Consider the following 7,967-nt stretch of genomic DNA (forward strand, 5'->3'; position numbering starts at 1 on the left):
CCTGTATCGCGCCGCGCGGGAATTGTTCGATGCGGTTGGCGACCAAGGCCCCTACCGCCTGATCGGGGTTGGCCTGTCCGATTTGATGCCGGCCAAAGACGCGGACCGCACGCACGACCTTCTGGACCCGCAAGCCGCCCAACGCGCCCAGGCCGAGCGCGCCACCGATCAGATTCGCCAGAAATTCGGCAAGGACGCGATCAAAAAGGGCCGCGCCTTGCGCTGATCGGCGCGGGTTATTCGGCCGCCAGCTTTTGCTGACTCCGGCCAAGGTCGGCAATTTCGGCGATCACCCGCTGCATCAGGCTGCAAAACGCGTCGAAATTGCCATTCGGGCGGATCAATTGCTCGTTCATGTAAAGCGAGCGGTCGATTTCGATCTGCACCGCGTGCTGGTGCCGCGACGGGCGGCCGTAATGCTGGGTGATATAGCCGCCGGCAAACGGCGAATTGCGCACCACATGCAGGCCGGCATTCTGGAACGCCGCCTCGATATGATCGACGATGTGCTGACTGGCCGAGGCGCCAAAACGGTCGCCCAGAACCACTTGCGGGCGAGCCTTGCCCCGGCGGGTCAGGTTATCCAGCGCCTCGTGCGGCATCGAGTGGCAATCAATCAGAATCGCATGACCGAACCGGGCATGGGCATCATGCAACAGCGTCGTCAGCCGGTCGTGATACGGCCACCAATAATGGTTGATTCGGGTCTGAGCCTCGGCAATCGGCATTTTCCCGGACCGAATGGCGCGGCCATTGGCGACGACCCGTGGAATCACCCCCAAACCAGAGCTGACCCGGGGATTCGGAGAGATTTTCCCCAGACCTTCGATCACCGCCGGGTCCAGTTCGTCGCTGGCCCGGTTCAGATCGACAAAGGCGCGCGGGGCCAGCGCCACAAGCAACGGCGCGCCCGCATCGGGGGCGGTTTGATACAACAGATCGACAAACGCATCCTCGGAGGTGCGCACCTGTCGTTCGTTCAGCATGGATTGCTGCAGGAACGCCCCCGGATAGTTGCGCCCGCTGTGCGGAGAGGAAAAGACAACGCTGGTTGTCAGTTCCCGTGGCATGGTCAGCCGATAGGGCGCGTCGGTCATGGGGGCTCCTGTCATTGCAGGAAAACTATAGCGGGAAATATTCTCTTGCCAAAAGCTCTTGAACCCCAAACCGACTCTTATTATAGACCAGCGAACCGACGCGGTCCCTCCGCGTTCTTTTTCTTTGGAACAGAGGGGCCAGACGGTATCGGGCGGTTAGCTCAGCGGTAGAGCACTACGTTGACATCGTAGTGGCCACTGGTTCGATCCCAGTACCGCCCACCATGAATTCACTGCCATGTCAGGCAGAACTTTAACCCAGGCGCCTGCCGCGCCGCGAATGAGGAGAAGACCCATGAAGGTCCGTAACTCGCTCCGCTCGCTCAAGCAGCGTCACCGCGACTGCCGCGTCGTGCGCCGCAAAGGCCGTGTCTACGTCATCAACAAGACGCAGCCCCGGTTCAAAGCCCGTCAGGGCTGAGCGATCTGATTGATCTGCAAAAGGCCGCTTCGGGAAACCGAGGCGGCCTTTTTCATGCCCGACGCCCGAAAGGCGCCGCTAGTCCCAGACCACGTCCCCCAGAAAAATATAGCCCGCGCCATAGATCGTCTTGATCAAACGCGGATTGCGCGGGTCTTCGCCCAGCTTGGTGCGCAGGCGCGAAATCCGCACATCCATTGCCCGGTCAAAGCTTTCGCCAGCCGCACCGCCCAGCGTTTCCTGCATCTGGGTGCGGGAAATCAGCCGTTTAGGGCTTTCCAGAAACAGCCGCAGAACCTCGCCCTCGGCATGGCTAAAGGGCACTTCGACCCCGTCGGGCGACATCAGAAGGTAGCGGTCGAAATAGGCGGTCCAGCCTTCGAACCGGGCCGACTTCACCGCACCGCCGCTGTCACGCGCCTTGCGCAGGCGGGCGCGCACGCGGGCGACGACCTCGGCCGGGTCGAACGGCTTGATGATATAGTCATCCGCCCCCAGTTCCAGCCCGGTCACCCGGTCCTGAACCTGTGCCCGGCCGGAAATGATGATGATCGACGCCCCCGATTCCAGCGCCAGCCGATGCACCAGCGCCAGACCGTCGCGATCCGGCAGGCCCAGATCGACCAGACAGACATCTGGCGCAGTGCGCGGCAGCGCCGCCTCGAATTCGGTGGCGCGGGCAAAGCAGGCGGTGCGGAACCCGGCATCGCCCAGCGCCTCGGACAGCATTTGCCGGATCTGCGGCTCGTCATCGAGAATGGCAATCATCGGAGCAGTCATGCGGGTCTATCCTGCGTTAAAATTGCCTGTAGCGTGTCGCGGTCGAACGGTTTCGCCAGGATCGGATAGCGGGCCGCTGCGGCGGCGATCCGCGAATCCTTGGCCGGAAGCGAGCTCATCAGGAACAGCGCCGCTTGCGTGCCGCGGGCCTGCAACTGATCCAGAAACTCGGCCCCGGTGCGGTCGCCGCCCAGAATCATGTCTGACAATACCACATCCACGCCCGGCAGTTCGGCCAAGACCTGCGCCTCGTCGATCGAGGCCGCCTCGATGACCGCATGGCCGCATTGAGTCAGCATCTCGCGCACCGATTCGCGAATTTCGGCCGAATCTTCGACCAGCAGCACCAGATGCGGGCCGGGTCCGGTGCTGGGGCGGCGCAGCGGCAGGCGCACCGACACTTGCGCGCCGCCTTCAGGGCGGTTCGACAGGGAACAGCGCCCGCCCGCCAGCTTGGTCAAATCATAGACCACCGACAGCCCAAGCCCCGATCCCTCGCCGCCCTTGGTGGTGAAAAACGGGTCCAGCGCGTGCTCAAGCGCCTTTTCGGTAAAGCCGGGGCCGGTGTCGCGGACGATGAATTCGATCCATGTATCGCCATGCGCCTTGGCCTGAAGGCTGATCTTGCCCGGACCGCTGCCAATAGCGTCGCGGGCGTTCAGCACCAGATTCAGCAGCGAATCCTGCACACCGCCCGCATCCAGCAGAACCGGCCCGTCGATCAGATCGGCCTGCACCTCAAGCAGCACACCATCGGGCAGCGACGGCGTGGCCATGGTGCGGATGTCGGACAGAAAGGCGGCAAGGTCGGTCGGTTCGGGCCGCATCTGTCGCTGCCCCGAGATCGACGCGATCCGGTCCAGCAAGGTGCCCCCGCGCCGCGCCGCGCCCTGCGTCGCCGCGATCAGGTCCGACATCGCCGGGTCCGAGGACAGTCGCCCAAGCCGGCTTTGCAGGCCCAGAATAATCGTCAGCAGGTTGGCAAAATCATGCGCCAGCCCGGAACTGAGCTGTGCCGCCAATTCGCGCTTGCGGGTCTGGGCCAGCGCGGCACGCGATTGCGCCTCTTCGGTGACGTCCATCGACAGGATATAAACACCGTTCACAGATCCATCCGCCGCCGCGTCCGGGGTAAAGGCCGCCCGGATGCGGCGACCGCTTTCTTCGTGGTTGAACTCGATGATATTGGCCTCACCCGCCAGCGCGCGCTGCATGTGCGGGTTGATCTTGGCACAGGCCTCGGGGCCAAGCGCCTGCAGGCTGTTCATGCCGACAATGTCGTTCGGGCGACCGGGGATCACCGAGCTAAGACGACGGTTTGAATAGGTATAGCGCCCGTCGATGCCGACATGGGCGATATGGGCGGGCATCATTTCGGTGACGGTGCGGGTGCGGGCCTCCATCTCGGTCAGCTGGCGCTTGGCCTCTTCCAGCGCGGCGTTGGTCGCGCCCAGTTCCCGGTTGGTCTGAGCCAACTTTTCCGCATGGGTCAGCACCTGATCGGACAGTTCTTCGGATCGGCCACGCAACAGCCGCTCCTGAGTCTTGATCGCGGTGATGTCGGTATAGACCGTCACCCAGCCGCCCTGCGGCAAGGGGCTGCCTTCGACCGAGATCGTATGGCCATTGGCGCGGTCGCGCTCCATGTAATGCGGGGCAAAGGCGCGGGCCTGTTCGGAACGTTCACGCACGAAATCGTCGATGTCGCTGACCGGCCCGTATTCGCCGCGTATCGCCAGATAGCGAATCGTGTCGTCAAACCGGGCGCCGGGCGTCACGAATTCAACCGGCAGATCGAACATCTCGCGGAATTTGCGATTGCAAACCGCCAGCCGCAAATCCGCATCATAGATCGACAGAGCCTGTTGAATCAGGTTCAAACCGGCCTCGGTCATCCTTGCGCGATCCACGGGTGTAGATGCCATTGCCTTGTCCTCCGACTGTATGGCTAGCACCGGAATTCAGGTCGGGAAAGACTTTGAGCGCAACGTAACAATTCGTAAGGTTTGGGAAAAATTCACGAAATGTTTGACCGGCTACAAATTAACATCACGTAATGTGAAGTGCAGGAATCGTGTCAAACGATCCGCACAGCCGGCGAACGGCACTGGGAGGAGAAAATTTGGTCAGCGAAATCGCGCCCACGGGCGATCTTTGTTCTGTGCCTGCTTTGCTAGCGCGCAACGCGCAAAAGTTCGGCAACAGCGCGGCCTATCGTGAAAAGGAATTCGGGATCTGGCAAAGCTGGACCTGGGCTGAAACCGCGGATGAAGTCCGCGCGATCGCCTTGGGCTATATGGCGCTGGGCCTGGACCGCGACGACCGTGTTGCAATCATCGGTCGCAACCGACCGGCACATTACTGGGCCATGGTCGCGGCTCAGATGTGCGGCGCTGTTCCGGTGCCGCTGTATCAGGACGCCAATGCCGAAGAGATGGCCTATGTGCTGCAACATTGCGGCGCGCGCTTTGTCATCTGCGGCGATCAGGAACAGGTCGACAAGGTTCTGGAGATTCAGGATCAGGCCCCCAATATCGAGCAGATCCTCTATTACGACAAACGCGGCATGCGCAAATATGACCATGCCCATCTGAACTGGCTGGAGGACGTCAAGGCCGAAGGCCGCGCCGCCCACGCCCGTCTGGAAGCCGAGCTGGACAAACGCACCGCCGAGCTGACCTATGACCATACCTGCGTGATGCTTTACACCTCGGGCACCACCGGCAAGCCCAAGGGCGTGGTGCTGTCCAACCGCAACATCATCGAGACCTCGAAAAACTCGTCCGAGTTCGACCACCTGCGTCACACGGACGAGGTTCTGGCCTATCTGCCGATGGCATGGGTCGGGGATTTCATCTTTTCGATCGGTCAGGCGATGTGGGCCGGGTTCTGTGTGAACTGCCCGGAAAGCCCGGAAACCATGATGACCGACCTGCGCGAGATCGGTCCGACCTATTACTTTGCCCCGCCGCGCATCTTTGAAACTCAGCTGACCAGCGTGATGATCCGTATGGAGGACGCCGGGAAGTTCAAGAAGCGCCTGTTCGACAGATACATGGCCGTCGCCCGCCGTGTCGGCCCGGCCATTCTGGACGGCAAGCCGGTGTCGGGCATGGATCGCTTTGCCTATTGGTTGGGGAATATTCTGGTCTACGGTCCGCTGAAAAACACGCTGGGCTTCAGCCGGGTCCGCGTCGGCTATACCGCGGGCGAGGCCATCGGCCCCGAGATCTTTGAATTCTACCGCAGCCTTGGGATCAACCTGAAACAGCTTTACGGTCAGACCGAAGCCTCGGTGTTCATCACCCAGCAACCCGATGGCGAGGTCCGCAACGACACCGTTGGCGTGCCCAGCCCCGGCGTCGAGGTCAAGATCGCCGACAATGGCGAGGTGTTCTATCGCAGCGCCGGCACGTTCGTCGAATATTACAAGAACCCCGAAAGCACCGCCGACACCAAAGACCCCGAAGGCTGGGTCGCGACCGGCGACGCCGGGTTCTTTGAACCCGACACCGGCCATCTGCGCATCATCGACCGCGCCAAGGATGTCGGCAAAATGTCCGATGGCAGCCTGTTCGCGCCGAAATATGTCGAGAACAAGCTCAAGTTCTATCCCGACATCCTTGAGGCCGTGGTGTTCGGCAATGGCCGCGACATGTGCACCGCCTTTATCAACATCGACCTGACCGCCGTCGGCAACTGGGCCGAGCGCAACAACATCGCTTATGCCTCGTATCAGGAACTGGCCGGTCATCCGCGGGTTCTGGAAACCATCCAGAACCATGTCGAAGAGGTGAACAAATCCGTCGCCGAAGACACCATGCTGTCAGGCTGTCAGATTCACCGCTTCCTTGTGCTGCACAAGGAACTGGATGCCGATGACGGCGAACTGACCCGCACCCGCAAAGTCCGCCGCCGGATCATCGAAGAGAAATTCGCCGATCTGATCACCGCGCTCTATGACGGGTCCAAGTCGGTCTATACCGAAACCGAAGTCACCTACGAGGATGGCCGCAAAGGCAAGATCACCGCGACGCTTGAGCTGCGCGACGCGGCCGTAATGCAACCCCAACACACGAGGATGGCGGCAGAATGAACGACATGTCTCAAGAGGGTTACGTCACCGCGGACGGTCGCCAGATCGGCGGCGTTCTGATGGAGATGAAGAACATCACCCTGCGCTTTGGTGGCGTGGTGGCGATCAAGGACATCAGCTTTGACATCCGCGAAGGCGAAATTCGCGCCATCATCGGCCCGAACGGCGCCGGGAAATCGTCGATGCTGAACGTGATCTCGGGCTTTTACGTCCCCTCCGAGGGCGAAGTCTGGTTTCGCGGCGCCAAACGCCCGCAGATGCGGCCCTATCAGGTCGCGCAACAGGGCATCGCCCGCACCTTCCAGAACATCGCGCTGTTCAAGGGGATGAGCACCCTCGACAACATCATGACCGGCCGCATGACCATGATCAAATCCAGTCTGGCATCGCAGGCTTTGTGGTGGGGCAAGGCCCAGCGCGAGGAAAACCAACACCGCGAGGCGGTCGAGAAAATCATCGACTTCCTTGAAATTCAGGCCATCCGCAAAACTCCGGTCGGGCGCCTGCCCTATGGCCTGCAAAAGCGGGTCGAACTGGGCCGCGCCTTGGCAGCCGAGCCAAAACTGCTGCTGCTGGACGAACCGATGGCCGGGATGAACGTCGAGGAAAAAGAGGACATGAGCCGCTTTATTCTGGATGTGAACGACGAATTCGGCACCACCATCGCCCTGATCGAACACGATATGGGCGTGGTGATGGACTTGTCCGACCGCGTGGTCGTGATGGATTACGGCAAAAAGATCGGGGACGGCACCCCGGACGAGGTGCGCAACAACCAGGCCGTGATCGACGCTTATCTGGGGGTCAGCCATGACTAAGGCCCTGTCCCTGCAACCCAAGATCCCGACATCGGAGGCACACAATGCCTGATCAACTGTTATTCGCGATCGAGGTCACGCTGAACGGCCTGATGACCGGGGTGCTTTACGCGCTTGTGGCGCTGGGCTTTGTCCTGATCTTCAAGGCCTCGGGCATCTTCAACTATGCCCAAGGGGTGCTGGCGCTGTTCGCGGCGCTGACGCTGGTCGGTCTGCAACAGGGCCAGGTGCCCTTTGCCCACCTGATCAACGCGATCTTCGGAACCGAAGTGCATAACTTTCCATGGACGCTACCGTCGATCGTGGCGATCGTCCTGACCATCGGTGTGATGGTGGTTCTGGCGATCATCATCGAGAAATTCATCCTGAAACATCTGGTCAACCAGGAACCGATCATCCTGTTCATGGCGACCATCGGCCTTGCCTATTTCCTTGAAGGCTTTGGCGATGTGATGTGGGGTTCGGATATCAAGAAGCTGGATGTCGGCCTGCCGCAAGGCCTGTCCGAAACCATCGACAACGCCACTTATAACATGTTCGGCTATGGCTTCTTCATCGACCGGCTGGATATCGTCGCCACCTGTGTCGCGGCCGCGCTTGTGGTGTCGCTGATGCTGTTCTCGCAATATTCGAAACAGGGCCGCGCCCTGCGCGCGGTGGCGGACGACCATCAGGCGGCGCTGTCCGTGGGGATCAGCCTGCGGTTCATCTGGGTGCTGGTCTGGTCGATCGCCGGTTTCGTGGCGCTGGTCGCG

7 protein-coding genes, 1 tRNA gene and 1 pseudogene are annotated in these 7,967 nt (G+C 61.2%); 6 read left to right on the forward strand and 3 right to left on the reverse strand.

Annotated elements, in window-relative coordinates; genetic code table 11:
- Positions 1 to 226, forward strand: a pseudogene (locus ABYW26_RS07405) (DNA polymerase IV); the annotation flags it as partial.
- Between the two features lie 10 nt (positions 227 to 236).
- Here ABYW26_RS07405 and ABYW26_RS07410 read toward each other — a convergent pair.
- Positions 237 to 1,097, reverse strand: a complete 861-nt coding sequence (locus ABYW26_RS07410) for an N-formylglutamate amidohydrolase (RefSeq protein WP_372604138.1) — start codon at positions 1,095 to 1,097, stop codon at positions 237 to 239.
- Positions 1,098 to 1,247: 150 nt separating this feature from the next.
- Between ABYW26_RS07410 and ABYW26_RS07415 the strand changes: the two genes are divergently transcribed.
- Positions 1,248 to 1,322: transfer RNA gene (locus tag ABYW26_RS07415), tRNA-Val, on the forward strand.
- 70 nt (positions 1,323 to 1,392) lie between these two features.
- Positions 1,393 to 1,518, forward strand: coding sequence for a type B 50S ribosomal protein L36 (gene ykgO, locus ABYW26_RS07420; protein WP_072857948.1), 126 nt, complete (start codon positions 1,393 to 1,395; stop codon positions 1,516 to 1,518).
- Between the two features lie 78 nt (positions 1,519 to 1,596).
- On the opposite strand, the gene ABYW26_RS07425 is transcribed toward ykgO, so the two are convergent.
- Positions 1,597 to 2,298 carry a response regulator transcription factor gene (locus ABYW26_RS07425; RefSeq protein WP_372604139.1) on the reverse strand — a complete coding sequence of 234 codons (702 nt, stop codon included), beginning with the start codon at positions 2,296 to 2,298 and terminating at the stop codon, positions 1,597 to 1,599.
- Positions 2,295 to 4,223, reverse strand: coding sequence for a PAS-domain containing protein (locus ABYW26_RS07430; protein ID WP_372604140.1), 1,929 nt, complete (start codon positions 4,221 to 4,223; stop codon positions 2,295 to 2,297). Before ABYW26_RS07430 ends, ABYW26_RS07425 begins: the two co-directional genes overlap by 4 nt.
- Positions 4,224 to 4,432: 209 nt before the next feature.
- Here ABYW26_RS07430 and ABYW26_RS07435 point away from each other — a divergent pair, with 209 nt between their 5' ends.
- From ABYW26_RS07435 to ABYW26_RS07445, 3 genes are all read left to right on the forward strand, one after another.
- Positions 4,433 to 6,394, forward strand: a complete 1,962-nt coding sequence (locus tag ABYW26_RS07435; protein WP_372604143.1) for a long-chain fatty acid--CoA ligase — start codon at positions 4,433 to 4,435, stop codon at positions 6,392 to 6,394.
- Complete coding sequence (locus ABYW26_RS07440) at positions 6,391 to 7,212, forward strand: ABC transporter ATP-binding protein (protein ID WP_372604141.1); 822 nt, start codon at positions 6,391 to 6,393, stop codon at positions 7,210 to 7,212. The genes ABYW26_RS07435 and ABYW26_RS07440 overlap by 4 nt, the downstream gene beginning before the upstream one ends.
- Positions 7,213 to 7,256: 44 nt before the next feature.
- On the forward strand, positions 7,257 to 7,967 hold a 711-nt coding region (locus tag ABYW26_RS07445), incomplete at its 3' end, for a branched-chain amino acid ABC transporter permease (protein WP_372604142.1).

This window comes from Actibacterium sp. (assembly GCF_041584535.1).
In the GTDB taxonomy this organism is placed as follows: Bacteria; Pseudomonadota; Alphaproteobacteria; order Rhodobacterales; family Rhodobacteraceae; genus Actibacterium_D.

What these genes read in the sequence shown, in the direction of transcription:
- ABYW26_RS07440 (WP_372604141.1), top strand. Translation starts at nt 6,391, where the DNA reads ATGAACGACATGTCTCAAGAGGGTTACGTCACCGCGGACGGTCGCCAG.
- ABYW26_RS07410 (WP_372604138.1), bottom strand. Translation starts at nt 1,097, where the DNA reads ATGACCGACGCGCCCTATCGGCTGACCATGCCACGGGAACTGACAACC.
- ABYW26_RS07425 (WP_372604139.1), bottom strand. Translation starts at nt 2,298, where the DNA reads ATGACTGCTCCGATGATTGCCATTCTCGATGACGAGCCGCAGATCCGG.
- ABYW26_RS07430 (WP_372604140.1), bottom strand. Translation starts at nt 4,223, where the DNA reads ATGGCATCTACACCCGTGGATCGCGCAAGGATGACCGAGGCCGGTTTG.
- ykgO (WP_072857948.1), top strand. Translation starts at nt 1,393, where the DNA reads ATGAAGGTCCGTAACTCGCTCCGCTCGCTCAAGCAGCGTCACCGCGAC.